25 protein-coding genes and 1 tRNA gene are annotated in these 22745 nt (G+C 55.8%); 9 read left to right on the top strand and 17 right to left on the bottom strand.

The genetic code is table 11. From position 1 onward, the window contains the following. Window positions 1-4: 4 nt before the first annotated feature. The 3 genes from B3511_RS19440 (at window position 5) to B3511_RS19450 (ending at window position 1946) form a co-directional block, all read left to right on the top strand. Window positions 5-286, top strand: a complete 282-nt coding sequence (locus B3511_RS19440) for a hypothetical protein (RefSeq protein ID WP_286790091.1) — start codon at window positions 5-7, stop codon at window positions 284-286. Window positions 287-718: 432 nt separating this feature from the next. Then, on the top strand, window positions 719-1204 hold the full coding sequence (locus tag B3511_RS19445) for an ImmA/IrrE family metallo-endopeptidase (RefSeq protein WP_286790092.1): 486 nt from the start codon (window positions 719-721) through the stop codon (window positions 1202-1204). Between the two features lie 61 nt (window positions 1205-1265). Then, window positions 1266-1946 carry a hypothetical protein gene (locus tag B3511_RS19450; protein WP_286790093.1) on the top strand — a complete coding sequence of 227 codons (681 nt, stop codon included), beginning with the start codon at window positions 1266-1268 and terminating at the stop codon, window positions 1944-1946. Between the two features lie 224 nt (window positions 1947-2170). Here the strand turns inward: B3511_RS19450 and B3511_RS19455 are convergent. Continuing rightward, window positions 2171-2246, bottom strand: a tRNA-Ile gene (locus tag B3511_RS19455). A 125-nt stretch (window positions 2247-2371) separates the two neighbouring features. Here B3511_RS19455 and mug point away from each other — a divergent pair. Beyond that, window positions 2372-2878 carry a G/U mismatch-specific DNA glycosylase gene (gene mug, locus B3511_RS19460; RefSeq protein WP_040073960.1) on the top strand — a complete coding sequence of 169 codons (507 nt, stop codon included), beginning with the start codon at window positions 2372-2374 and terminating at the stop codon, window positions 2876-2878. Between the two features lie 84 nt (window positions 2879-2962). On the opposite strand, the gene rpoD is transcribed toward mug, so the two are convergent. The 3 genes from rpoD to rpsU all read right to left on the bottom strand — a co-directional run bounded on the left by rpoD (window position 2963) and on the right by rpsU (window position 7049). Next, window positions 2963-4849: an RNA polymerase sigma factor RpoD gene (gene rpoD / locus B3511_RS19465; RefSeq protein ID WP_281069593.1), complete on the bottom strand. Its 1887-nt coding sequence runs from the start codon at window positions 4847-4849 to the stop codon at window positions 2963-2965. A gap of 122 nt (window positions 4850-4971) precedes the next feature. Continuing rightward, window positions 4972-6717, bottom strand: coding sequence for a DNA primase (gene dnaG / locus B3511_RS19470; protein WP_263616630.1), 1746 nt, complete (start codon window positions 6715-6717; stop codon window positions 4972-4974). 116 nt (window positions 6718-6833) lie between these two features. Next, window positions 6834-7049 carry a 30S ribosomal protein S21 gene (rpsU, locus tag B3511_RS19475; protein WP_001144069.1) on the bottom strand — a complete coding sequence of 72 codons (216 nt, stop codon included), beginning with the start codon at window positions 7047-7049 and terminating at the stop codon, window positions 6834-6836. A gap of 237 nt (window positions 7050-7286) precedes the next feature. On the opposite strand from rpsU, the gene tsaD reads away from it, so the two are divergent. Then, window positions 7287-8300, top strand: coding sequence for a tRNA (adenosine(37)-N6)-threonylcarbamoyltransferase complex transferase subunit TsaD (gene tsaD / locus B3511_RS19480; RefSeq protein ID WP_040073963.1), 1014 nt, complete (start codon window positions 7287-7289; stop codon window positions 8298-8300). Window positions 8301-8350: 50 nt separating this feature from the next. Here tsaD and ureG read toward each other — a convergent pair whose 3' ends face one another. The 9 genes from ureG to B3511_RS19525 form a co-directional block, all read right to left on the bottom strand. Then, entirely contained in the window at window positions 8351-8968 is a 618-nt protein-coding gene (gene ureG, locus B3511_RS19485; RefSeq protein WP_046885831.1) for an urease accessory protein UreG, read from the bottom strand. 9 nt (window positions 8969-8977) lie between these two features. Then, window positions 8978-9652 carry an urease accessory protein UreF gene (locus tag B3511_RS19490; RefSeq protein ID WP_046885832.1) on the bottom strand — a complete coding sequence of 225 codons (675 nt, stop codon included), beginning with the start codon at window positions 9650-9652 and terminating at the stop codon, window positions 8978-8980. Then, window positions 9652-10191, bottom strand: coding sequence for a HupE/UreJ family protein (locus B3511_RS19495; protein ID WP_286791360.1), 540 nt, complete (start codon window positions 10189-10191; stop codon window positions 9652-9654). The genes B3511_RS19490 and B3511_RS19495 overlap by 1 nt, the downstream gene beginning before the upstream one ends. A gap of 9 nt (window positions 10192-10200) precedes the next feature. Then, window positions 10201-10665, bottom strand: a complete 465-nt coding sequence (ureE, locus tag B3511_RS19500) for an urease accessory protein UreE (protein WP_286791361.1) — start codon at window positions 10663-10665, stop codon at window positions 10201-10203. A gap of 9 nt (window positions 10666-10674) precedes the next feature. After that, window positions 10675-12378 carry an urease subunit alpha gene (ureC, locus tag B3511_RS19505; RefSeq protein WP_286791362.1) on the bottom strand — a complete coding sequence of 568 codons (1704 nt, stop codon included), beginning with the start codon at window positions 12376-12378 and terminating at the stop codon, window positions 10675-10677. Next, window positions 12371-12685 carry an urease subunit beta gene (locus B3511_RS19510; protein ID WP_046885835.1) on the bottom strand — a complete coding sequence of 105 codons (315 nt, stop codon included), beginning with the start codon at window positions 12683-12685 and terminating at the stop codon, window positions 12371-12373. Before B3511_RS19510 ends, ureC begins: the two co-directional genes overlap by 8 nt. A 10-nt stretch (window positions 12686-12695) precedes the next feature. After that, window positions 12696-12998, bottom strand: coding sequence for an urease subunit gamma (locus B3511_RS19515; RefSeq protein WP_040073970.1), 303 nt, complete (start codon window positions 12996-12998; stop codon window positions 12696-12698). Window positions 12999-13008: 10 nt separating this feature from the next. Beyond that, window positions 13009-13836, bottom strand: a complete 828-nt coding sequence (locus B3511_RS19520) for an urease accessory protein UreD (protein ID WP_286791363.1) — start codon at window positions 13834-13836, stop codon at window positions 13009-13011. Between the two features lie 143 nt (window positions 13837-13979). Continuing rightward, window positions 13980-14993, bottom strand: coding sequence for an alpha/beta hydrolase (locus B3511_RS19525; protein WP_233800556.1), 1014 nt, complete (start codon window positions 14991-14993; stop codon window positions 13980-13982). A 150-nt stretch (window positions 14994-15143) separates the two neighbouring features. Here B3511_RS19525 and B3511_RS19530 point away from each other — a divergent pair, with 150 nt between their 5' ends. Next, window positions 15144-15566, top strand: a complete 423-nt coding sequence (locus B3511_RS19530) for a MarR family winged helix-turn-helix transcriptional regulator (RefSeq protein WP_286791364.1) — start codon at window positions 15144-15146, stop codon at window positions 15564-15566. Between the two features lie 43 nt (window positions 15567-15609). Here the strand turns inward: B3511_RS19530 and B3511_RS19535 are convergent, their stop codons facing one another. Both B3511_RS19535 and plsY read right to left on the bottom strand, forming a co-directional pair. Then, window positions 15610-17076 carry an MFS transporter gene (locus tag B3511_RS19535; RefSeq protein ID WP_040073974.1) on the bottom strand — a complete coding sequence of 489 codons (1467 nt, stop codon included), beginning with the start codon at window positions 17074-17076 and terminating at the stop codon, window positions 15610-15612. 154 nt (window positions 17077-17230) lie between these two features. Continuing rightward, window positions 17231-17845 carry a glycerol-3-phosphate 1-O-acyltransferase PlsY gene (gene plsY, locus B3511_RS19540; protein ID WP_040073975.1) on the bottom strand — a complete coding sequence of 205 codons (615 nt, stop codon included), beginning with the start codon at window positions 17843-17845 and terminating at the stop codon, window positions 17231-17233. Between the two features lie 107 nt (window positions 17846-17952). Here plsY and folB point away from each other — a divergent pair, with 107 nt between their 5' ends. Continuing rightward, window positions 17953-18321, top strand: a complete 369-nt coding sequence (gene folB, locus B3511_RS19545; RefSeq protein WP_040073976.1) for a bifunctional dihydroneopterin aldolase/7,8-dihydroneopterin epimerase — start codon at window positions 17953-17955, stop codon at window positions 18319-18321. A 107-nt stretch (window positions 18322-18428) separates the two neighbouring features. Then, a complete protein-coding gene (gene bacA, locus B3511_RS19550) occupies window positions 18429-19250 on the top strand; it encodes an undecaprenyl-diphosphate phosphatase (RefSeq protein ID WP_046885840.1) in 822 nt (273 codons plus the stop codon). Between the two features lie 13 nt (window positions 19251-19263). On the opposite strand, the gene B3511_RS19555 is transcribed toward bacA, so the two are convergent. After that, window positions 19264-20505, bottom strand: a complete 1242-nt coding sequence (locus tag B3511_RS19555; RefSeq protein ID WP_286791365.1) for a multifunctional CCA addition/repair protein — start codon at window positions 20503-20505, stop codon at window positions 19264-19266. 61 nt (window positions 20506-20566) lie between these two features. Next, window positions 20567-21187, bottom strand: a complete 621-nt coding sequence (locus B3511_RS19560) for a TIGR04211 family SH3 domain-containing protein (protein ID WP_046885842.1) — start codon at window positions 21185-21187, stop codon at window positions 20567-20569. Window positions 21188-21425: 238 nt separating this feature from the next. Between B3511_RS19560 and B3511_RS19565 the strand changes: the two genes are divergently transcribed. Continuing rightward, window positions 21426-22727 carry an inorganic triphosphatase gene (locus B3511_RS19565; protein WP_286791367.1) on the top strand — a complete coding sequence of 434 codons (1302 nt, stop codon included), beginning with the start codon at window positions 21426-21428 and terminating at the stop codon, window positions 22725-22727. Window positions 22728-22745 lie beyond the last annotated feature (18 nt).

Genomic DNA, 22745 nt, shown 5'->3' on the forward strand with positions numbered 1-22745 from the left:
CAGTATGCGCGGCGCTGACAGAATCAAACCCGCCTCAACACCCAAAACAGATCGTGAGCACAGCGAGCCGCTGAGCGCGTCACAGCCTGACAAAATAAATGTGTCGCAGACAAAAACGGCACTACACCGCACCCGCCTGCGGGTTTTGGATCATAAAAATTTTTCAGTTTTATTTTTCTACAAACCAGACCGCCAGCCCGCGCCGCTGCTGGCGGTCTGCCGCAAAGCCAGAACTGAAAAGATTGAAAAGAATTTCAGTGTTTTTCAGTTTTCGAGTTTAAGGTAAGGTTGGGGCATGGTTGTATCCAATTGATTATATTTATTTTTATTGTTTTTTTGTTGGCGAGTGCGATCCCCTTAAGGATCTGAAAGGCTGCAGGATGAAATGCGACAAACGCAAGCGGTGTTTGGCACACTAAGAGATTTGGACGGTTGAAGAGACTGAAAATGACTATAATTAACATTATGTAAATGGATCCAGTTCTGATGTTTAGGATAGAAGTATTAGCCAGTGGAAGCACTTACGAATTCGTTCAAATGGCATTAAATTTATACACGCGCCCGTTAGCAGATCTTGCATTTCACGAATAATCGTGTTCGTGACAATTCATTACCTTTGAGGTAAATTGAATGACAGAGTTAGGTATCATTGTTTGATGCACCAGCTTCGTCATGAAGCTCTTCGATTACTGTCGTGAGACTAGAAAGGGGAAACATTATGGAAGCGAGGACGGTAAGATCTGTACTTGATTCCTATTGGGATGGGGTACTTCCCGTTAATCCTGACATCATAGCGCAACAAATGGGAATCAATGTACTTCCGCTTAATTCAGAACGAAATCCAAACGTTAGTGGTATGGCTGAGATTTTGTCTGATGGTAAAAAGATGATTGGTTACAACAAGTTCGACAGTCACTCTCGTATACGCTTTACTGTTGCGCATGAACTCGCGCATCACGTATTAGGCCATACTGCACTTTACAACCGCTGTCTGCGTGATTACTCAACAAACAGTAATCCGGACAATCCGAGGGTTGAGACTGAAGCAAACCGTTTTGCTGCAGAACTGCTTATGCCTGGCGATGCAGTGAACATGCTCGTTAAGCGAGAGGGCGTAACTGACATCAATAAGCTTGCTTATTATTTTGATGTTTCAGAAAAGGCGATGTATTGGCGTCTTAAAAACTTAGGTTATCCTATTTGAGTTCAAAAAGTTAACTAGCTGAACTAATATAAAGCCACCTAAAATTATGGTGGCTTTTTTCATGCAAAACTCACAGCAAACAGATTCAGCTACACAAAATGGTCTTCCTACTGACGACGTACCTCAAGGTGTCGACTACGATGAACCTGCTACAAATGATGGCAGCGCTCCCAGAAATACTCCTCCAAGAACAAAAGCATATCTAGATCGAATTAGTAAAGACTTCAATGATCGACGCTTGATGAGGGGCTTTCTATTCGCTTTTACGTTGATTTTAGCTGGTTGGTTTTTATGTACCGGTCTTTCACTGAGCCAACAGGTTGCAACAGGACTTCTGAGTTACAAAGGTACAATTTCAACCGCAGTTTCCGGTGCTTTGAATACAATAAAAGAGCCTGCTGTAGAGCACCTGGAAGCCTTAAAATTACTTTCGCCTCCTGAGAGCATAGCGCATGCTGAAGGAAAATTTGTCGCAAATAATTCCATTCGAAGTGATGTTGCTCGTGACCTTGTCGAGTCGACAAATTGGTTATCAGCAAGCCCTCTGATCACGTTAGTCGCATTCATTTTGGGGGTTGGTTTAACGCTTCTGCTTGCCCTTATGAAAGCATTATTTAAATCAGAGGTCGATCCAACAGAAAAAGAAGACGGAGATAGCGTGCTTTCTTCCGTTGCCACACCAACCAGCAAAGTAGTGGAAGATTTTGTTGAATGGGTTAAAGGGCTTATCAAAAGAAAATAGCCTCAAAGCAATCATATAAGCCTTACATTACTTGGTGAAATACGTTTAGCCAGTAAACGGAAACTGCTATAACGTCTTCAAAACCTACCGCAATCAAAGGCTGAACCACTAGTTGTCGGTTCCCTCGTGATATTTGGGGGGACAAAAAGGGGACGTTGATAGCCAAGGAAACAAAAAAGCCACTCGATAGAGTGGCTTAATTATATGATTTTAAAGCTAAAATTTGGTGGCCCCTGCTGGACTTGAACCAGCGACCAAGCGATTATGAGTCGCCTGCTCTAACCACTGAGCTAAGGGGCCGTGGCGAAGGATTATAATGTAACTCCCCGCTGCAATCCAGCCATACGCGCCTGCCTGCTGTTTTTATAAACAACGTATTTTCAATCTTTTATACTTCTATAGTGATTCATCTATCGGGAGTAATAATGATTAACGACATTCTTGCGCCAGGCCTGCGCGTTGTGTTCTGCGGTATCAATCCGGGTAAGTCGTCGGCCCACACCGGATTCCACTTCGCCCATCCGGGAAACCGCTTCTGGAAGGTCATACACCAGGCAGGCTTTACCGATACGCAACTCAAACCGGAAGAGGAACAACGGCTGCTGGATACACGCTGCGGCATTACCATGCTGGTAGAGCGGCCCACGGTGCAGGCCAGCGAGGTCAATTTGCATGAACTGCGCAGTGGGGGCCGCGAGCTGATTAAGAAAATGGAAGACTACCAGCCCGCCGCGCTGGCAATTCTGGGCAAGCAGGCGTACGAGCAGGCTTTTAGCCAGCGTGGGGTGCAGTGGGGTAAGCAGAGCGTGATGATTGGCGTGACGCAGGTCTGGGTGCTGCCAAACCCGAGTGGACTAAACCGTGCGACGCTGGATAAGCTGGTCGAGGCGTATCGGGAGCTGGATGAGGCGCTGGTGGTGCGGGGGCTGTGAGCCCCCTGCGTTCAGAGCCCCTCCAGGAGCGAGGAAAAAACAAAAAAAAGCTCCCGTTTGGGAGCTTTTTGCTGTGTGCCTGGATTAGTCGTCCAGGAAGCTACGCAGCACTTCAGAGCGGCTCGGATGGCGCAGTTTACGCAGCGCTTTCGCTTCGATCTGACGGATACGTTCGCGGGTTACGTCGAACTGTTTACCCACTTCTTCCAGCGTATGGTCGGTGTTCATATCGATACCGAAGCGCATACGCAGCACTTTCGCTTCACGGGCGGTCAGGCCAGCCAGTACGTCGTGCGTTGCGGCACGCAGGCTCTCGGTGGTGGCAGAGTCCAGCGGCAGCTCGAGGGTGGTATCCTCGATGAAATCACCCAGATGCGAATCTTCATCATCACCGATCGGTGTTTCCATGGAGATAGGCTCTTTGGCGATCTTCAGCACTTTACGGATCTTATCTTCCGGCATCAGCATGCGCTCGGCCAGCTCTTCTGGCGTCGGCTCGCGACCCATCTCCTGCAGCATCTGGCGAGAAATACGGTTGAGCTTGTTAATGGTCTCAATCATATGCACCGGAATACGGATGGTGCGCGCCTGATCCGCGATAGAGCGGGTAATTGCCTGACGGATCCACCAGGTTGCGTAGGTGGAGAACTTGTAACCACGACGGTATTCAAACTTATCTACCGCTTTCATCAGACCGATGTTGCCTTCCTGAATCAGATCCAGGAACTGCAGACCACGGTTGGTGTACTTCTTGGCGATAGAGATAACCAGACGCAAGTTTGCTTCAACCATCTCTTTCTTCGCACGGCGGGCTTTCGCTTCACCGATGGACATACGACGGTTGATATCTTTCACCTGTTCGATGGTCAGGCCGGTCTCTTCTTCAATCTGCTGCAGTTTCATCAGGCCGCGATGCACGTCTTCTTTCACGTCGTGCAGTTTTTCAGACCACGGCTTGTTCATCGCGATAGCGGCGTTGAACCAGGTTTCGCTGGTTTCGTTACCGGTGAAGAGGGTGATGAAGTTCTTCTTCGGCATTTTGCACTGCTCAACGCACAGCTTCATGATGATGCGTTCCTGGGTGCGTACGCGATCCATCATCACGCGCATGCTGTTAACCAGGTAGTCGAACTGTTTAGGCACCAGACGGAACTGTTTGAACACTTCAGACAGCTTCAGGATCTGTTCCTGAGCGGCAGCATGGCTGCGGCCTTTGGCTTTGATCGTGTCGCGAGCCAGTTCGTACTGGGTACGCAATTCACCAAACTTCTCGCGCGCCAGCTCAGGGTCGATGCTGTTGTCGTCATCGCTGCTGTCGTCGTCGTCTTCTTCATCTTCGTCTTCGTCGTCATCCATCTCTTCCTGAGACAGTTCAGATCCAACGTGGGTGGCGGTCGGCGCCATATCTTCTTCAGCGTTTGGATCGACGAAGCCGGTGATGAGATCGGACAGACGCGCTTCTTCCGCTTCAACGCGATCGTACTGCTCAAGCAGATAGGTGATGGCTTCCGGGTATTCGGCAACGGAGCACTGAACCTGGTTGATCCCGTCTTCAATGCGTTTTGCGATGTCGATTTCGCCTTCGCGGGTCAACAGTTCAACGGTACCCATTTCACGCATGTACATGCGAACCGGGTCGGTCGTGCGTCCGATTTCAGATTCTACGCTGGACAGTACCTGTGCAGCGGCTTCTTCAGCATCTTCATCAGTGTTGTTGGAGTTTTCAGCCAGCAACAGATCATCGGCATCCGGTGCTTCTTCCATCACCTGAATACCCATGTCATTGATCATTTGGATGATGTCTTCGATCTGATCTGAATCGACGATATCTTCCGGCAGATGGTCATTGACCTCGGCATAGGTCAGATAGCCTTGCTCCTTACCGCGTTGGACAAGAAGTTTCAGCTGTGACTGCGGGTTTTGCTCCATAAGACGGTATCCACACTTATTCGTTTGATTGGTGTCGGCAATACGGCTGCCAACATTTAAAGCGAGGGCGTACTTATATTTTTGCCGCTGCCTCTCAGTGCGGCTGTCGGGGGCTTCCCGATCGATATTCGGCACTTAAGCCGTTAAATACTTTTGTCTTTCTCTTATTTCTTCGCCAGTTCCTGGTTCAACATCCAGAGTTCCCGGCGCTCTTCGCTGCTTAAACCGTGTGTGCGCTCGCGAGCAATTAACTCTTCCTGGCGCAGTTCAAGCATCGAATCAAACATATGGTTGAGCGAATCGGTGAAGGTCTCTTCAGCGATATCCTTATCTGCTATATCGTCCCACATCGACAATTTTTCAAGGGTTGCAGCCGCTTTTGTGCCGCGATAGTGCTCTAAAAGTTGCCCGGTGGTCAGACCTGGCTGTGACAGACAAGTGTTGACCAATTCTGAAAATAAGCCAAGTCCAGGCAACTTATCGTGGTCCAGACCCGCCAGCGACGGCACTTTGGGCGCCAGCTCAGGGTTCTGTACCAGCAGTCCTATCAGTATACGCATGGTTGTGCGTTTTAGCTGCGGAGCGGGACGTGCCGTGCCGTTATCGGCCTGTTTTGGCATTAAACGTTCAAGCTGGCTGTCATCCAGTATGCCCAGCTTTTTGCCCAGCTCCTGACGCAGATAGATGCGCAACGTTTCGCCCGGTACCTGAGTAATCAGCGGCAGGGCCAGCGTACTCAACTGCGCACGGCCATCCGGCGTGCTCAAATCTACCTGCGGCATCAGGCTGTTAAAGAGAAACGTGGAGAGCGGCTGTGCCTGCTCCATCCGCGCTTCAAATGCCGCTTTACCCTCTTTACGCACCAGCGTATCCGGGTCTTCACCGTCGGGCAGGAACATAAAGCGTAGCTGCCGCCCGTCGGTCATATACGGCAGCGCGGTTTCCAGTGCGCGCCAGGCGGCATCGCGTCCCGCGCGATCGCCGTCGTAACAGCAGATGACGTTATTAGTCACCCGGAACAACAGCTGAATATGGTCAGCCGTAGTGGAGGTGCCCAGCGACGCGACGGCATAGTTGATGTCGTATTGCGCCAGGGCGACCACGTCCATATAGCCTTCGACCACCAGCAGGCGCGGCGGTTCAGCGTTATCTTGCTGCGCTTCATAAAGGCCATACAGCTGGCGGCCCTTATGGAAAATGTCAGTTTCCGGGGAGTTCAGGTACTTTGGCAGGGCATCGCCCAGTACGCGGCCACCAAAACCAATGACCCGGCCACGCTTGTCGCGAATGGGGAACATCACCCGCTCGCGGAAGCGGTCGTAGCTGCGTCCCTGGTCATTCGTGACCAGCATGCCCGCATCGATAAGCGATTTACGATCTTCGCTATTGCCGCCAAAACGCTTTAAAACGTTATCCCAGCCGGGCGGGGCGAAACCAATAGCGAAACGCGCAATGACATCGTCGCTCAGACCGCGCTTGTTCAGATACTGACGCGCAGGCTCAGCGGCAGGTTGCTTCAGAGACTGTTGGTAAAACGAATTCAGACCTTCCAGCAGTTGATAGAGACTTTGCCGTTGATGGCGCTCTATCTGGCTTGGGCCAGAGCCTGCTTCATAAGGCACTTCAAGGTTGTGCATGGCGGCCAGCTCTTCGACGGTTTCAACAAACTCGAGCTTGTCGTAGTTCATCAAAAAGTCGACGGCATTGCCGTGTGCGCCGCAACCGAAGCAGTGGTAAAACTGTTTCTCACCGTTTACGGTGAAAGAGGGGGTTTTTTCGTTATGGAACGGACAGCACGCATGGTAGTTCTTGCCCTGCTTTTTGAGCTTTACCCGCGCGTCGATGAGATCGACGATGTCGGTTCTTGCCAGCAGGTCATTGATGAAAACGCGTGGGATTCGTCCAGCCATATGCCCCGTGAATTTTTAGCTACTCATAAACGAAAACAAGCCGCGCATTCCTTACGGAAGCACGGCCTTACGACTATTACTCTGTCTGTCAATTGAGGGCCGTTACCCTCAACAGATTAGTACAGACGAGTACGGCGTGCGTTTTCGCGAGCCAGTTTCTTCGCGTGACGTTTCACAGCAGAAGCTTTAGCGCGCTTACGTTCGGTCGTTGGTTTTTCATAGAACTCACGACGACGAACTTCAGCCAGAACACCTGCTTTCTCGCATGAACGCTTGAAGCGACGCAGTGCTACGTCGAACGGCTCGTTTTCACGTACTTTAATTACCGGCATGTAACTCTCACCTTTAATAAATTCGGTTTGCCGCTGGCATCAACGCCAGCTTATTTCAAAATGGTGCGGAATTTTACTGCAATTGCTGCTGCTTTGTAAAGCACCGATGCGATTTTGAAATGGGACTTTTATAAGGGTGGGGAGTATACACGAACTCAACGCCAGGGGTGAGGAAAGTTTTACATCAACCCGCATTGGCCCTACACTGCGCGGTATTGAAACGAGGTAAAACAAGTCATGCGTGTACTCGGTATTGAAACATCCTGCGATGAAACCGGCATCGCCATTTACGACGACGAAAAAGGGCTGCTTGCCAACCAACTGTATAGTCAGGTGAAATTACACGCTGACTACGGCGGTGTGGTACCTGAACTGGCCTCCCGCGACCATGTGCGCAAAACGGTGCCCCTGATCCAGGCGGCGCTGAAAGAGGCCGGCTTAACGGCGAAAGAGATCGACGCCGTCGGTTACACCGCAGGGCCTGGCCTGGTGGGTGCGCTGCTGGTCGGTGCCACCGTTGGGCGCGCGCTGGCGTTCGCCTGGGACGTGCCTGCCATTCCTGTTCACCATATGGAAGGTCATCTGCTGGCGCCGATGCTGGAAGATAACCCGCCGGAATTCCCCTTCGTGGCGCTGCTGGTCTCCGGCGGGCATACCCAGCTGATTAGCGTGACGGGCATTGGTGAGTATGCCCTGCTGGGCGAATCCATTGACGATGCGGCCGGTGAAGCCTTCGATAAAACCGCCAAGCTGCTGGGGCTCGACTATCCGGGGGGGCCGATGCTCTCTAAACTCGCCTCGCAGGGAACGGAAGGGCGCTTTGTCTTCCCCCGTCCGATGACCGACCGTCCGGGCCTGGATTTCAGCTTCTCCGGTCTGAAGACCTTTGCTGCCAACACCATTCGTAACAACGGCAACGACGATCAAACCCGGGCGGACATTGCCCGTGCGTTTGAAGATGCGGTGGTGGATACGCTGATGATCAAGTGTAAACGCGCTCTGGATCAGACCGGTTTTAAACGTCTGGTGATGGCGGGAGGCGTGAGCGCCAACCGCACGCTGCGCGCGAAGCTGGCAGAGATGATGCAAAAACGCCGTGGCGAAGTATTCTACGCTCGCCCCGAGTTTTGTACCGATAACGGGGCGATGATCGCTTACGCCGGCCTGGTGCGTCTGAAAGCGGGCGCGACGGCAGATTTAGCCGTCTCTGTGCGTCCACGCTGGCCGCTGGCAGAGCTGCCTGCGGCGTAACGCCTCTCCCTCTCCCCGCGGGGAGAGGGAAATATCCCCATCCCGCGTTACTACACCCGCAACATCCCTTTCTCTTCCAGAAACGCAATAATCGTTGCCAGGCCGTCGCCAGCTTTCAGGTTGGTGAAGGTCCACGGACGCTCGCCGCGCATGCGGTTGGTATCGCGCTCCATCACCTCCAGTGAGGCCCCGACATAGGGCGCCAGATCCGTTTTATTGATGACCAGAAAATCGGATTTGGTGATCCCCGGCCCGCCTTTACGGGGGATTTTTTCCCCTTCGGCCACGTCGATGACGTAAATGGTCAGATCGGCCAGTTCCGGGCTGAAGGTGGCGCTCAGGTTATCGCCGCCGCTTTCGACGAAGATCACGTCCAGGTTGCCAAACTTCTCGCTCAACGCTTCTACCGCCGCCAGGTTCATCGAGGCATCTTCACGGATGGCGGTATGCGGACAGCCGCCGGTCTCTACGCCCACGATGCGCTCAGGCTCCAGGGCACCAGCTTCGGTCAGGATGCGCTGATCTTCTTTGGTGTAGATATCGTTAGTGACCACCGCCAGGTGATACGTGTCGCGCATGGCTTTACACAGCGCTTCCAGCAGGGCGGTTTTACCCGACCCCACCGGGCCACCCACGCCCACGCGCAGGGGATGTTTGTAATCAGACATAGACAATCCTCAGGAACGGAATAACCGTGAATATTGTGTTTCATGACGCGCCGAGGCGATGGCCGACAGGGGCGTCGCGGCACCCAGTTCATCATCGTGGCGCAGTAAAGCCTGTTCAAATCCTGCCGCGAAGCGATCGCTCAGTTCGATAATTAGCTGTTGCGCCGCCTGTTGCCCGAATGGCACCAGCTTGACGCCCGCCATCACCGCGCTCTCAATCCAGCTGTAACCCAGGCTCAGGGCCAGCTCGCGAGGAGGGATCGCCCAGCGAACGCCCAGCCATGCCATGCCGCAAAGCTGGCTTTGCATAAACAGCGGTTGCCAGTCAGGCGGGCAGTCCGGCTCCCAACTCTTGATAAGCCGGGTGAAGGCGGCACCGCGATTGCGCTCCTCTTCGCGCAGTTCACGCGTTTCGCGGCAGGCCAGCAGGTACGCCGTCCACCGTTTTGCCTGAGCGATATCGTGCCGCTCGCAGGCGTGGCAGAGGCGGATAAACAGCGGTAAATCGGTGCAGAAAAAGCTCTGCTCCATCTGCTGTATCTGCCAGCGGCGGAATGCGTCGACGGTCGTCACCCAGCCCGCTTCGGCCGCCCACTCCAGCCCCTGGGACCAGGTAAACGAACCCACCGGCAGACTACTGCTGGAGAGCTGCATCAGCCGCAGCCGCTGGCGGGCGTTCTCCATCAGCTCATCAGCGCCAGCAGCGCAGAGGCGATAAGTCCGCCGCCCAGCGTTTTACGGATCCCGTCATGACGGCGCAGCAGCAGGCCTGCGCCGAAGCTCAGGCACAGCACCGCCGCGCTGGCGAGCATAAAGCCAGAGGTAAAGAGCCAGAAGCTGTGGCCCGCCATTTCCACGCCGTGCGCCCAGCCGTGGAACATAGCCAGCGCAGGCACCGCCAGCAGCAGTCGGTTCTCTGTTTTAAACATCATCACGCCGCATACCGCCAGCGAGGCGACGATCAGCGTCTCCATCCCGCTAAAGCCACCGAACAGGCTGCCCGCAATGGCGCCGGTAAGCATCATGCCGAGGGTGGCGAGCGGCATCAGCAGCTTACGGCCGCTCAGGGCAGAGAGGACGCCAGCGCCGGTCAGCATCAGCAGGTGATCGAGACCGGTCAGCGGATGGAAAAAGCCCGCCTGAAAGCTATCTGCGCCGTGCCCCGGATGGGCGAGGGCGGGAAGGGAAAAGACCAGCAATAACAGAGGAAGGTACGTACGCATGACAGATCCTTAATGTGAATGAGCGTGAGAGTGGCTATGGCTGTGAGCATCGCTGGCATACGCCCCGGCTTCTGGCTCAAACGGCAGCGTGGCAAACGTCACCTCAAGGCCGAGCAGCCGCACCATGTCGTCGAGGACATGATCGTGGTGATAGCGCAGCTCGCCGGGCATGATTTGCAGCGGCACGTGGCGGTTGCCCAGGTGATAGCAGGCGCGGGCAAGCAGGAAAGGATCGGCGCAACGCACCACCGAAACGGACTCCGGGGCGGCAATCACTTCAATAATTTCGCTGCCGTCTTCCGTTGCCAGCATGTCGCCGCCGCGAAGCAGCAGGCCGCGCGGCAACATGAGCCCCGCTTCGCGGCCATCGTTCAACGTGACGCGGACGCGGCTTTTGACGCGGATATCAATCGGCAGCGTCACGCTGGTGGTGACGCGATGGGCGTGATCAAGGCGTTGGGTTAAGGTGATCATCTTGGCTCCTCAGAACAGGAAATAGCGTTGCGCCATCGGCAGGATCTCTGCCGGTTCGCTGGTTATCAGCTCGCCGTCCACGCGCACCTCGTAAGTTTGCGCATCGACGGTGATGTTGGGTTGCAGGCCGTTGTGGATCATGTCGGCCTTCTTCACGCTGCGACAGCCCCGCACCACGGCGGTGGCGCTTTGCAGGTTCAGCTGCCGGGCAATATCCTGCGCCTCTGCCGCCTGCGAAATAAAGGTCAGGCGGGTGGCATGACGGGCGGCCCCCAGCGTGCCGAACATCGGGCGGTAGTGCACGGGTTGCGGCGTAGGGATAGAGGCGTTGATATCGCCCATCGGAGCGCAGGCGATCATCCCGCCTTTCACAATGGTCGCGGGTTTTACGCCAAAGAATGCCGGAGACCAGACCACCAGATCCGCCAGTTTGCCCGCTTCGATGGAGCCGACTTCGTGGGCGATACCGTGGGTCAGCGCCGGATTAATGGTGTATTTGGCGACGTAGCGCTTCACGCGGAAGTTATCGTTATCACCGCTCTCTTCCGGCAGCGCGCCGCGCTGTACCTTCATCCGGTGGGCGACCTGCCAGGTGCGGATAATCACTTCGCCCACGCGGCCCATCGCCTGCGAGTCGGACGAGGTGAGCGAGAAGGCGCCGATATCATGCAGCACATCTTCGGCGGCGATAGTCTCCCGGCGGATGCGCGATTCGGCAAAAGCCACGTCCTCGGCGATGTCCGGATCAAGGTGGTGGCACACCATCAGCATGTCGAGATGCTCATCGATGGTATTCACTGTATAGGGCAGCGTCGGGTTGGTGGAGGAGGGGAGAATGTTCGGATGCGCGCAGGCGGTAATGATATCCGGCGCGTGACCGCCGCCCGCCCCTTCGGTGTGGAAGGTGTGAATGGTACGCCCGCCAATCGCCGCCAGGGTATCTTCCACGAAGCCGGATTCATTCAGCGTGTCGCTGTGCAGCGCCACCTGTATATCCATCTCTTCGGCCACCTCCAGCGAACAGTTGATGGCCGCCGGCGTCGCCCCCCAATCTTCGTGGATCTTCAGCCCGATGGCACCCGCTGCAATCTGCTCGCGCAGCGCGTCGGGATTAGAGCCGTTACCTTTGCCCAGCAGGCCAATATTAACCGGCAATGTATCGGCCGCCTGCAGCATGCGGGCGATGTACCAGGGGCCCGGTGTACAGGTGGTGGCGTTTGTGCCCGCTGCCGGGCCGGTACCGCCGCCGATCATGGTGGTGACGCCGGAGACCAGCGCCTCTTCCGCCTGCTGCGGGCAGATCCAGTGAATGTGGGTGTCGATCCCGCCGGCGGTCACGATCTTCCCTTCGGCGGCGATCACCTCCGTCGCGGCGCCGATGGGGATGGTCACGCCGGGTTGAATATCCGGGTTACCGGCTTTGCCCACGGCGAAGATCCGGCCATGTTTGACGCCGATATCGGCTTTCACGATCCCCCAGTGATCGACGATCAGCGCGTTGGTCAGAACCAGATCCACACAATCTTGCGCGGTCATCTGCCCCTGGCCCATGCCGTCGCGGATCACTTTCCCGCCGCCAAATTTCACCTCTTCGCCGTACACGGTGAGATCTTTTTCCACCTCGATCCACAGCCCGGTGTCCGCCAGCCGTACCTTGTCGCCGGTGGTGGGGCCAAACATGTCGGCGTAGGCCTGACGCGAAATCTCAGCCATGCTTCACCTCGCCCATCACCTCGCCGCGAAAGCCAAAAATACGCTGCGCACCCGCCACCTGAACCAGCGTCACTTCGCGCTTCTGGCCGGGTTCGAAGCGCACGGCGGTGCCAGCCGGGATATCCAGGCGGTAGCCTCTCGTGGCCTCACGATCGAATTTTAACGCCGGGTTGACCTCGTAAAAGTGGTAGTGCGATCCCACCTGAATGGGGCGATCGCCATGGTTTTCGACCACCACGCGTTGGGTCTCGCGGGCCACGTTGAGGGCGATCTGCCCTGGTTTGATCTGATACTCGCCTGGGATCATTGCGCGCTCCTTAGACGATGGGGTTGTGAACGGTGACCAGCTTGGAGCCGTCCGGGAAGGTCGCCTCCACCTGAATATCCGGGATCATCTCCGGTACCCCTTCCATCACCTGCGAGCGGGTGAGGACATGACGTCCGGCCTCCATCAGCTCCGCCACGGTCTGCCCGTCGCGCGCGCCTTCCATAATGAAGGCGCTAATCAGCGCGACCGATTCCGGATAGTTGAGTTTGACGCCGCGGGCGAGACGGCGCTCTGCCACAAGCGCGGCGGTGAATAACAACAGTTTGTCTTTTTCTCTGGGGGTCAGTTCCATAGGGGCTCTCTCAGGTCTGCCAGATCCGGGGTGAATGGGGCGCTTTGGCGGTTAAGTGCGGGCGCAGATGCTGCCAGATATCGCGCATCACCCGCTGGCAAATCAGGTTATCGTGCGAGAGAAAACGCACCGACAGCAGACCATCCGTGAGGGTGGCGCCGGCAAAATGGTTCAGCTCTGTCAGCAGGCTTCGCGTTTCCTCCAGGTGGCTCTCATTTGCCGGATAGAAAAGCAGCGTGCCGAGCCACGGATGGCCCGCCACCGGCGAGAGGTCGCCGTCGGCCAGGTGCTGGCGTTCAATTAACAGCGGTTCGCCATCGCGCCACACTTCCAGTCGACTCTCGAGCGTGCCGTGGCTAAAGGTTTCATCAATGACCGGGCGGCCCAGGCAGTAAAGCTCCCACGCCAGCAGCGTGCTGGTGGCATGCAGATGGAATACCGAGCGCAGCGCGGCGTTGGCGCCGGGGAAGAAAATCGTGTCCTGGGGTAGCCACTCAAGCGTGGCGTCTTCGTCCAGCCAGAAGTGCTGAGTCAGCCGCGCCTGCGGCCCGCTGCTGCGGTAGAACTTACTGGCGCCCGGCATGGTGATCAGCGCATGGCTGTTGGCGTCCAGTCGAATAGAAATATCCAGTTCATCGCCTCCGACAATGCCGCCAGGGGGGTGAAGCAGGTAGAGATGGCAGGTGTTGTCTTCCGGATAAAAGGGGCGCTGAACGGTAAGGGGGCCGACGTGACGGGCAGAGTGGAGTAGGGTCTTTTCCGGCGTATGACGAAACGCTAAAGCCAGCGAGGCGCGCCAGCCTTTATACGTATTATCAGCCACCTGGGTTGCTAACATGGTTCGTCCATCTGCTTGTCGTCGGGTTCCAGGTCAGTATGCCCTGGCGCAAATGAACCCTGTCATATGAGTCGCTTATGGATGGCGGGGGATGAAAAAGAAAAAGCACGGCCGGGGCCGTGCTCTCAAACGCGTGTTATGGCTTATTTCAGATGTTCATGCAGCGCTGCGCCCGCCTGCTGCAAGGCAACTTTCACCGTTGGCTCTTCGCTCAGCGGATTCAGCAGGCCATAGTCATGGATCATACCGTTGTAGCGGGTAACGGTAACCGGCACGCCTGCGGCATCGAGTTTACGGCCAAACGCTTCACCCTCGTCGCGCAGCACATCCAGCTCCGCGGTCTGAATCAGGGTTTGCGGGAAGCCTTTCAGCTGTTCAGTGCTGGCACGCAGCGGCGAGGCGAGAATCGAATTACGGTCAGCCGCGTTCGTGGTGTAGTTATCCCAGAACCATTTCATCATGTTTTTTGACAGGAAATAGCCGTTCTCAAACTGGTTATAAGAGGCGGTATCGAAGTTTGCATCGGTAACCGGCCACAGCATTACGTTATAGCGGATTTTCGGCCCTTTAAACTGTTTTGCCTGCAGCGCCACGGAGGCCACCATGTTGCCACCCACGCTATTACCGACCAGACCCAGACGGCTGCCATCCACACCAATTTCCTGACCGTGCTCTGCTACCCATTTTGTCGCTTCATAGGCCTGATTGATGGCCACCGGGAAGTGCGCCTCCGGTGACGGCGTGTAATCCACATAGACCGCAGCCGCACCGGATGCCCGCACCAGATCGCGGATCAAACGTTCGTGGGTTGGATAATCACCCAGTACCCAGCCGCCGCCATGGAAGAACATAAACACCGGCAGCGTGCCGGTCGCACCTTCAGGCTTAACGATGGTCAGTTTGATCGCCTGCCCGTTGGCCTGGATGGTTTTCTGCGAAACCTGCGCCGGTGGCAGTTTTGCCCCCTGCTGGGCGCCAATCAGTACCTGGCGTGCTTCCTGCGGGGTCATTTGCTCCATCGGCTTACCGTTACCGCTATTCAGGACGTTCAGAAACGCCTGCACACCAGCAGTGGGGGCCGGAGTATTAACAGGCTGCGCGGAGGCCACAGCGGATGCGAAGACGGAAGAAACCAGGATTGCGGATAATGTTTTCATGGTGAAGCCTCTGTATGTGTCGTTAAGGTTGTTTGTCACTAACTAGGTAGTGCGCTATTTAGTTTGTACTGTAATACTTGCGCGCAAGATACTTTTAGTCAAACATTATTTATACTTTTTTTAGAAAGATTTGTGTGATGGGAGTTAAAAATGAAAGAAAACAAAACGTTAGATGGCTTGCTCTGTTTTTCGTTGTACTCGGTAACCAACGCCCTGATCCGCCAGTACCGGCCCTTACTCAATGAACTGGATCTCACCTATCCGCAGTTCGTGGTGCTGATGGCCCTCTTTGAGCAGGATAATATTCCGCTGCGTGACCTCAGTGAAAAGACGTTATTTGATTCGGGTACCCTGACCCCACTGGTACAAAAGCTTGAAGCGAAAGGCTTTTTGAAACGCGTTGCGGTGGTGGGAGATGAACGAATGAAAAACGTCGTGCTAACCGAAAAAGCGGATGCGCTGAAAGCGCAAATTATGGGCTTGCCGGACCAGATGCGCTGTAGCATGCGTATGAACGATAAGGAGTTGGCGACGTTGAGACAGCTCGCCAGAAATCTGCTGGAGGATTTATAGCCCGTGATGGCGGGGACGTTGCACCCCCGCCAGTGCCTTACCCTTAGCGGTAATCTTCGGCGTCCACATCGTACCCGGAGGGCTCCCAGCGGATCGCCAGCAGCGACGCCAGACCAATAAATGGCGCCAGGGCAATCACCCAGAAGACGGCGGTATCCAGCGAGGCCACCAGCAGCGGGAACATAAACAGCGATAACGTCGAACTGCTGCGCATCAGAGTCTGATTGAGCCCAACACCTACGCCGCGCAGTGAGGTCGGATAGCTCAGCGAGGCAAAGGTCATGGTATGCGCGCCGGGGCCAAACCCCTGGCCGAACAGGAACAGCGCCAGCATCGCCACGGCTGTCACCCCTTCAGCGGCACCATCCGGTCGACCAATCAACGCCAGTCCGAGCAAGGCGACAAGCTGGCAAGCGTAGCCCGCCAGCGACATCCGCCATGCGCCGAAGCGTGGCACATAACGTACCGCCAGCAGCCCGCCCACAAAGGCAAACAGCAGGTTGAGCGCCAGCGAGATCAGAATCGTTGTTAGCATCGACTGCACAAAGAAGCTGGAGATGATCACCGGCAGGCCGAAGGCAACGGCGTTGTAGGCAAAAGAGGAGACCACGGAGAGCAGCGTCGCCAGGGTGGTACGCCGTAAATAGCGACCGCGGAACAGGTTTAGATAGTTTGACCATTTGGCCTTGTTCACCACCGGGGCCGGCTGGTTAAGCACCTCCTGTGGCACATGGGCGTTAATGTTATACGACTGCCGCAGGATAGACGCGGCCTCCTTCAGCTTGCCCTGGTTCGCCGCCCAGACCGGGGATTCGCTCATATAGCGGCTACGAATCGCAATAATCACCAGCGCAGGCACCGCGCCAAAGCCGAGGATTAAGCGCCAGAGCCAGTCGCTATGGCTTTCGGGCAGTACGGCATAGAAGAAGAGCACCAGCAGATACGAAATACTGATTGCGGCGTACCAGGTAGGGCACCACATCGCCACGCTGGACGCTTTGTTGCCCGGACCTTTAAGCCTGGCGAACTCGCTGAGAAACGCCATCGCGACGGGGAGATCGATCCCCACCCCCAGGCCCATCACAAAGCGGGCCCCTGCCAGCACGTATTCATTGGGGGCGAGGGCGCAGGCGATGGCTGCGACCACAAAGAAGACCATGTCGGCCATAAAGACGCGGTAGCGCCCGATTTTATCAGTGAGATAACCCCCGAGGAGCGCCCCGACAATGGCGCCAAAGGTGATGGCCGATGCCACCATCCCGGTACCGGCCGGAGTGAGATTGAATTCGCGGGTGATATCTTTGATGCCAAACGCCAGCGCACCCAGATCGTACGCATCGAGGAAAATGCCACCCAGTGCGATGCCGACCACGATACGGGCGTTAGCTCTGCCTTGTGATCCCGCGTTGACCAGACGTGAAACGTCTGCCGCGCTACGAACCCACCTGATGTCACCATCCGGGGCATGTCCTGCCGTTGAAAGCGGAGTTGTGTCTGAAATGTCTGCCATTCTTCTTTTTGTGTCGTTGTGGTGTGTCTCTTAGAGTTACCACAGGCAGAAAGTGATAAATATCACATTTGGTTATAAGACATAACCTGAAGAGAGCGTGGCCCGCCAGGCCCGTTTACGCAGCGCGTCGCCGGGCAAAAAGAGGAGAGAGAAATTACTCAGGCTCTCTCTTTTTTCGTTTGAATTTGGTCCAGATTTTGGTCTCCTGACGACGCCACAAGCGCTGAATATTATCGTGATGGCGTAGCAGGATAAGGCAGGAGAGCATCGAAACCGGGAAGGTAAACTGGGGTTTAAACCACCAGACGTAGAAGGGCGCAATCAGCGCGCTGACAATCGCACCCAGTGAAGAGTAACCGCTCAGCAATACGCTCAGCAGCCAGGTGCCCGCCATGACGCCGGTAAGATCCCAGCCGATAGGGGCAATCGCCCCGAAGGCGGTGGCCACGCCTTTGCCGCCTTTAAAACCGAAGAAGACAGGCCAGATATGGCCCAGACAGGCGGCAATAGCAATCAGTCCCAGCCAGAACGGCGTCACGCCCAATGCGTATGCGCCCCAGACGGGCAACATGCCTTTCAGGACGTCGAAAATCAACACCGCTACGGCTGCTCCTTTGCCGCCAATTCGTAGTACATTGGTCGCCCCCGGATTTCCGGAGCCACTCTCACGTGGATCGGGAAGCCCGGCAAGACGGCAGACCAGAATGGCGCTGGAAATTGAGCCGCAAAGGTAGGCGAGGAGGATCATTCCAGGCGCGATTGCACTCATAACGCTGTTCCGTTTTGAAAATGTCGTTTTGTACTCAGCATCTGTGGATAATACGCATAATTCGCCGGGAGTGGTATCTGGTTAAGTCAAAAAGCAGGCAGGTCGTGATGGATATTGTATTTATAGAGCAACTTTCGGTAATCACCACTATTGGTGTTTACGACTGGGAACAGACCATCGAACAGAAGCTGGTGTTCGATATCGAAATGGGCTGGGATAACCGTGCCGCAGCGAAAAGCGATGACGTGAATGACTGCTTAAGTTATGCCGATATCAGCGAGGCGGTGGTAAACCATGTTGAAGGGCAACGTTTTGCGCTGGTCGAGCGCGTGGCGGAAGAGGTGGCGAGCCTGTTGTTAAGCCGCTTTAACTCCCCCTGGGTGCGCATCAAACTCAGCAAACCGGGCGCCGTGGCGCGTGCTGCCAACGTTGGCGTGGTGATCGAGCGTAGCCAAAATCTTAAAGGCGATAATTAACTTCATAATTACTAAACCATTTCCGGTTAAACCGGTCTTAAAGCTGTAGCTTTCGCGGCTGCCCGTAGGGTAGGCCGTTTTTACTATAATTTTTAGGGGTTTATTTGATGAGCGATATGCACTCGCTGTTGATAGCGGCAATACTGGGTGTGGTCGAAGGATTGACGGAGTTTTTGCCGGTTTCCAGTACCGGACACATGATTATCGTGGGTCACCTGCTGGGCTTTGAGGGCGAAACGGCAAAAACCTTCGAAGTGGTTATTCAGTTGGGTTCCATTCTCGCCGTGGTGGTGATGTTCTGGCGCCGTCTGTTCGGCCTGATTGGCATTCACTTTGGCCGCCCACCGCAGCATGAAGGCGAGGGCAAAGGTCGTCTCACATTGATTCATATTCTGCTTGGTATGGCGCCCGCCGTGGTGCTGGGCCTGATTTTCCACGACACCATCAAATCGCTCTTCAACCCCATTAACGTGATGTACGCGCTGGTGGTGGGTGGCGTGCTGCTGATTGCGGCAGAACTACTGAAGCCAAAAGAGCCGCGCGCGCCGGGTCTGGATGATATGACTTACCGCCAGGCGTTTATGATTGGCTGCTTCCAGTGTCTGGCATTGTGGCCGGGCTTCTCCCGCTCCGGGGCGACCATTTCCGGCGGTATGCTGATGGGCGTGAGCCGCTATGCGGCATCGGAGTTCTCGTTCCTGCTGGCGGTGCCGATGATGATGGGTGCCACCGCGCTGGATCTCTATAAGAGCTTCCACTTCCTGACGGTGGGCGACATCCCGATGTTTGCCGTCGGCTTCGTGACGGCGTTCCTCGTGGCGCTGGTGGCGATCAAAACCTTCCTCCAGCTCATCAAGCGCATCTCCTTTATTCCGTTCGCCATCTACCGCTTTATCGTCGCGGCAGCGGTGTACGTGGTCTTCTTCTGATGACCGGTTGCCCTCACTCTTTTGGCTGAGGGCAACGCTTTTCCTTCCATTCTGACACAGCCTGAATACGCCTTTTCGTTAACTCTTCGCGAATTTCTGCGCCCTTAAATCCTGCCTCCACGACTGCTTTGGTCGGCACCGCTTTCGCCACATCCCAGGCTTCACGGAGTAACCGACCCTGCGGGTAGTCGTTGGCCTCAAACCCGGTGCGTCCACGTACGTCCGCTTCGCTGGTAAGGGCGATCTGCTCCACGCGTACGGGCTTGCGCCAGGCGTCGATGCTGTCGAAAAGCTTCACGATGGTGGCCGGTTTCAGGATCGGGAAGGTGTGGATCAGGTCATGGAATTCGGCGACCAGCTTCGCTAAATCGCGCAGTTCGTTCGGTACGCGCAGACGCTGGCAGAGCCCGGCGACCAGCTTCACGCCCGCCGGACCATGGCCGTGATGCCGTGGCCACAACGCTTTTGGCGTGAGTCCTTTTCCCAGGTCGTGACAGAGCGTGGCAAAGCGCACATCCACCGTCGGGCTCAGCATCGCCGCCATGCTCAGGGTCATCAGGGTATGGACGCCGGTATCGATTTCCGGGTGCCACTTCGCTGGCGCAGGCACCCCAAAGAGGGCGTCAATTTCCGGGAAGAGCACCTTCAGGGCACCGCAATCGCGCAACACCTGGAAAAAGACCTGCGGGTTGCGGGTAGAGAGCGCATTTTCCGTCTCTTTCCAGACGCGCTCCGCCGTCAAATGCTCCAGCTCGCCTGCGGCGGTCATGGCCGTCATTAAGGCCATGGTCTCGTCGGCAATGCGGAAGCTGAGGTGGGCGTAGCGTGCGGCAAAGCGCGCGACGCGCAGAACGCGCAGCGGGTCTTCTGAAAACGCAGGGGAGACATGGCGCAGCAGGCGGTTTTTCAAATCCTCCTGGCCGCCGTAAACATCCACGATGGTGCCGTCGTCATTACGCGCGAGGGCATTGATAGTGAGATCGCGGCGAAGCAAATCTTGCTCCAGGGTGACGTCCGGTGCGGCATAGCAGGTAAACCCGGTATAGCCGGAGCCAGATTTTCGCTCCGTACGCGCCAGGGCATACTCTTCGTGAGAGTGGGGATGAAGGAATACGGGAAAATCGCGGCCTACCTGCTGGTAGCCCGCGTCAAGCATCTGCTGGGGGGTGGCGCCCACCACCACCCAGTCTTTATCTTTGACCGGCAGACCTAACAACGCATCGCGAACCGCACCACCGACCAGATAAATCTTCACGCCTTACACTCCCGCATCCATTTTTCACAAAATAATACGTTAGTGTGGCAGAGAAGACGATTTAGTTCATCCAGCGATCTTTACGCTTACGGCTCGGTATCAGGTGAGGCAGCACCAGACCCAACAGCAGGCCTACGCCCAGCACGCCGCCGCCATACATAAACCACTGCATGATGATGGTGCGCTGTTTGTCGTCAAGCTGCAGGTTCGCGGCGTTGACCTTCTTCTGCGCGACGATCAGCTCGTTCTTGAGCTTCTGGTTCTCTTCTTTCAGGCCATTAATCACGCTATCGCTCTGCGAGACCTTCTGCTGCATCTCGGCGGTGCGCTGGTTCCAGGTGGTGTCGATATTATTTAGCTTATCGGTCAGGGTCTTAACCTGATTTTCCAGATCCGGTACACGGGTACGCAGGCTGGGGTTAGTGCTAAGCTCTTTCAACGGGATCCACGCCGTACGGCCGCTGCTGTCGCGCACCTGGCCGTAGTTGGTATCCGCATTGGTCTGTAACAGAGAGACTTCCTCGCCGGCATTGACGGTGCCCACGAGACGATAATGGTCGCCCGGGCCGCTGCGTACCCAGGTGTTGAGTTCATCAGAAACGTAGCGTTTCTCTTCCGCGTGCACCGCAGTGGCGGCGCTGAAAGCGAGGAAAGTGAGTCCAATCAGGCGTAATTTAAGCATCATTAGTCGTTATTTACATAAAAAGTGGAACGATAGTAGAGGTTACGATGCTTCCACGCAAAAGATTCGTCAGCATTCAGAATCATCTGTGTACCGTAACGCACTGCGTCTAACCTTTACGCCCGTCAAATTGCTCATTGCGTGGCAATCTGGCGCAAAATACTATCTACTGACAAAAAAGTGATGAGTAAGTTCGCTGTAATTTACCCCGCTGTGACGCAACCAGAAGATCGAGGCCATGGCTCAGGAAATCGAATTAAAATTTATCGTCGAAAATGACAGCGTTGATGCGCTGCGTACCCGCCTTCACCAGTTGACCGCTGAACATCATCAGCCGGTGGAGTTACTTAACATCTATTACGAAACGCCGGATAACTGGCTGCGCCGCCACGATATGGGCCTGCGCATCCGTGGTGCCAGCGGGCGCTATGAGATGACGATGAAAATCGCCGGTCGCGTGGTGGGCGGTTTGCATCAACGTCCTGAATACAACATCGATATTGAAAAGCCTGAACTGGCGCTGGATCGCTTCCCGGCTGAGGTCTGGCCGGAAGGGGGATTACCCGCCACGCTTGCCGCCGAGGTGAGCCCCCTGTTCAGCACCAATTTCATGCGCGAGAAGTGGCTGGTGAATGAAGGCAACAGCCGCATTGAGATTGCCCTCGACCTCGGGGAAGTGAAGGCCGGTGAACTGCAGGAACCTCTTTGCGAGCTGGAGCTGGAGCTGCTGGAAGGCGATGCCGAAGATGTGCTGAAACTGGCGCGTAAGCTGGTAAGCCAGCCGGGTCTGCGTCAGGGAAGCCTGAGCAAAGCCGCGCGCGGCTATCACCTGGCGGCAGGTAACGCCCCACGCACCCGCAAACCGACGCCAATTTTGAAGGTTCCGGCCAAATCCTCCGTGGAGAAGGGCTTTGAAGCGGCACTGGAACTGGCCCTCAGCCAGTGGCAGTACCATGAAGAGCTGTGGGTACGCGGCGTGAAAGACGCCAAAGCAGACGTGCTGGCGGCAATAAGCCTGGTGCGCCATACCCTGGCGCTGTTTGGCGGTATCGTTCCACGTAAAGCCAGTGCTCGCTTACGCGATCTGCTTACCCAGACCGAGACCCTGATGGCAACCGAGGTCTCTGCCCAGACGGCCACGTACAGCGCGCAAAACGCCACGGCTAAACTGGCGTTGACCGAGTTTCTGGTGACACATGGCTGGCGCAATTTCCTGGATGCCAAAGCGCAGGCCAAAATTGACGACTCATTTAAACGCTTTGCTGATATTCACCTTTCCCGTCACGCGGCGGAACTGAAAGCGGCGTTCGCCCAGCCGCTGGGCGACCAGTATGGCGATCAGCTGGTCCGACTGGCGCGTGATATCGACAGCATATTGCTGCTGGCTGGCGCCTATGATGGCCCCGTCGCCCATGCCTGGCTGGAGAACTGGCAGGGGTTGCAGCATGCCATTAAGACCCGTCAGCGTATTGAGATTGAACATTTCCGTAATGAGTCCATTTCGCAGGAGCCATTCTGGCTGCACAGCGGAAAACGTTAACGCAGGCAAGGAACCCCA

The organism is Leclercia sp. UBA1284, assembly GCF_002308415.1.
GTDB classification, from domain to species: domain Bacteria; phylum Pseudomonadota; class Gammaproteobacteria; order Enterobacterales; family Enterobacteriaceae; genus Enterobacter; species Enterobacter pneumoniae.

What these genes read in the sequence shown, in the direction of transcription:
- B3511_RS19440 (WP_286790091.1), top strand. Translation starts at nt 5, where the DNA reads ATGCGCGGCGCTGACAGAATCAAACCCGCCTCAACACCCAAAACAGAT.
- B3511_RS19445 (WP_286790092.1), top strand. Translation starts at nt 719, where the DNA reads ATGGAAGCGAGGACGGTAAGATCTGTACTTGATTCCTATTGGGATGGG.
- B3511_RS19450 (WP_286790093.1), top strand. Translation starts at nt 1,266, where the DNA reads ATGCAAAACTCACAGCAAACAGATTCAGCTACACAAAATGGTCTTCCT.
- mug (WP_040073960.1), top strand. Translation starts at nt 2,372, where the DNA reads ATGATTAACGACATTCTTGCGCCAGGCCTGCGCGTTGTGTTCTGCGGT.
- dnaG (WP_263616630.1), bottom strand. Translation starts at nt 6,717, where the DNA reads ATGGCTGGACGAATCCCACGCGTTTTCATCAATGACCTGCTGGCAAGA.
- rpsU (WP_001144069.1), bottom strand. Translation starts at nt 7,049, where the DNA reads ATGCCGGTAATTAAAGTACGTGAAAACGAGCCGTTCGACGTAGCACTG.
- tsaD (WP_040073963.1), top strand. Translation starts at nt 7,287, where the DNA reads ATGCGTGTACTCGGTATTGAAACATCCTGCGATGAAACCGGCATCGCC.
- ureG (WP_046885831.1), bottom strand. Translation starts at nt 8,968, where the DNA reads ATGTCTGATTACAAACATCCCCTGCGCGTGGGCGTGGGTGGCCCGGTG.
- B3511_RS19490 (WP_046885832.1), bottom strand. Translation starts at nt 9,652, where the DNA reads ATGGAGAACGCCCGCCAGCGGCTGCGGCTGATGCAGCTCTCCAGCAGT.
- B3511_RS19495 (WP_286791360.1), bottom strand. Translation starts at nt 10,191, where the DNA reads ATGCGTACGTACCTTCCTCTGTTATTGCTGGTCTTTTCCCTTCCCGCC.
- ureE (WP_286791361.1), bottom strand. Translation starts at nt 10,665, where the DNA reads ATGATCACCTTAACCCAACGCCTTGATCACGCCCATCGCGTCACCACC.
- ureC (WP_286791362.1), bottom strand. Translation starts at nt 12,378, where the DNA reads ATGGCTGAGATTTCGCGTCAGGCCTACGCCGACATGTTTGGCCCCACC.
- B3511_RS19510 (WP_046885835.1), bottom strand. Translation starts at nt 12,685, where the DNA reads ATGATCCCAGGCGAGTATCAGATCAAACCAGGGCAGATCGCCCTCAAC.
- B3511_RS19515 (WP_040073970.1), bottom strand. Translation starts at nt 12,998, where the DNA reads ATGGAACTGACCCCCAGAGAAAAAGACAAACTGTTGTTATTCACCGCC.
- B3511_RS19520 (WP_286791363.1), bottom strand. Translation starts at nt 13,836, where the DNA reads ATGTTAGCAACCCAGGTGGCTGATAATACGTATAAAGGCTGGCGCGCC.
- B3511_RS19525 (WP_233800556.1), bottom strand. Translation starts at nt 14,993, where the DNA reads ATGAAAACATTATCCGCAATCCTGGTTTCTTCCGTCTTCGCATCCGCT.
- B3511_RS19530 (WP_286791364.1), top strand. Translation starts at nt 15,144, where the DNA reads ATGAAAGAAAACAAAACGTTAGATGGCTTGCTCTGTTTTTCGTTGTAC.
- B3511_RS19535 (WP_040073974.1), bottom strand. Translation starts at nt 17,076, where the DNA reads ATGGCAGACATTTCAGACACAACTCCGCTTTCAACGGCAGGACATGCC.
- plsY (WP_040073975.1), bottom strand. Translation starts at nt 17,845, where the DNA reads ATGAGTGCAATCGCGCCTGGAATGATCCTCCTCGCCTACCTTTGCGGC.
- folB (WP_040073976.1), top strand. Translation starts at nt 17,953, where the DNA reads ATGGATATTGTATTTATAGAGCAACTTTCGGTAATCACCACTATTGGT.
- bacA (WP_046885840.1), top strand. Translation starts at nt 18,429, where the DNA reads ATGAGCGATATGCACTCGCTGTTGATAGCGGCAATACTGGGTGTGGTC.
- B3511_RS19560 (WP_046885842.1), bottom strand. Translation starts at nt 21,187, where the DNA reads ATGCTTAAATTACGCCTGATTGGACTCACTTTCCTCGCTTTCAGCGCC.
- B3511_RS19565 (WP_286791367.1), top strand. Translation starts at nt 21,426, where the DNA reads ATGGCTCAGGAAATCGAATTAAAATTTATCGTCGAAAATGACAGCGTT.